1 protein-coding gene is annotated in these 555 nt (G+C 68.8%); it reads right to left on the bottom strand.

Annotated features, from left to right (window positions below; translation table 11 throughout):
• Window positions 1–181 precede the first annotated feature (181 nt).
• On the bottom strand, window positions 182–555 hold a 374-nt coding region (locus tag ACLD7X_RS18100), incomplete at its 5' end, for a type 2 periplasmic-binding domain-containing protein (protein ID WP_411425076.1).

The following is a 555-nucleotide window of genomic DNA, read 5'->3' as shown; positions in this document are numbered from 1 at the left end:
CCGGCGCCTGCAACAGCGCACGGCGCGCTGAGCGCGGCCGAAAGGGGCTGGGCAGCGGGACTGCCAGAGCACGATCGGCTAACGCCGGATCAGGGTGAGCCGATTTCCTGCTTCAGGAACAATAGCTTCCACAGCCCGAGATCGGTCCATTCGGACAGACCGTGCTGCAGGCGGGCACCGGCTACCGGAAGCTCGGGCTGGGTGGCTGCGGGGCCCTCAGATACTGCTCGTGGATGTCGGGGATCGTGCCGTCCGCGGTCCGCAGATACAGGAAGGTGTTGACGAAGCGCAGCAGGTCCCGCTCGCCCAGGCGCAGCGTCAGGCCGGTATGGGTGTGGGTCACCTCGATCCGGGCTTCCAGGTCGAGTTCCGGATGCGAGATCGCCATGTCCCGCAGCGCCCAGTCATAGACCGCGGCGGCATCGGCGCGGCCATGGGCGGCGGCATCGATGCAGGAAATCAGGTCGGGCAGGAACAGCGCGGTGGTGTCGGGCGGCAGGCGGCCGCTCACTTCCTCGGCGGCGAAGGTGTTCTCGGGCAGGGCGATGCGCCGGC

Origin of the sequence: Aphanothece microscopica RSMan92, assembly GCF_046613545.2 — a bacterium.
GTDB lineage: Bacteria > Cyanobacteriota > Cyanobacteriia > PCC-6307 > Cyanobiaceae > NIES-981.
This window is presented reverse-complemented; position numbering and strand designations above follow the sequence as displayed.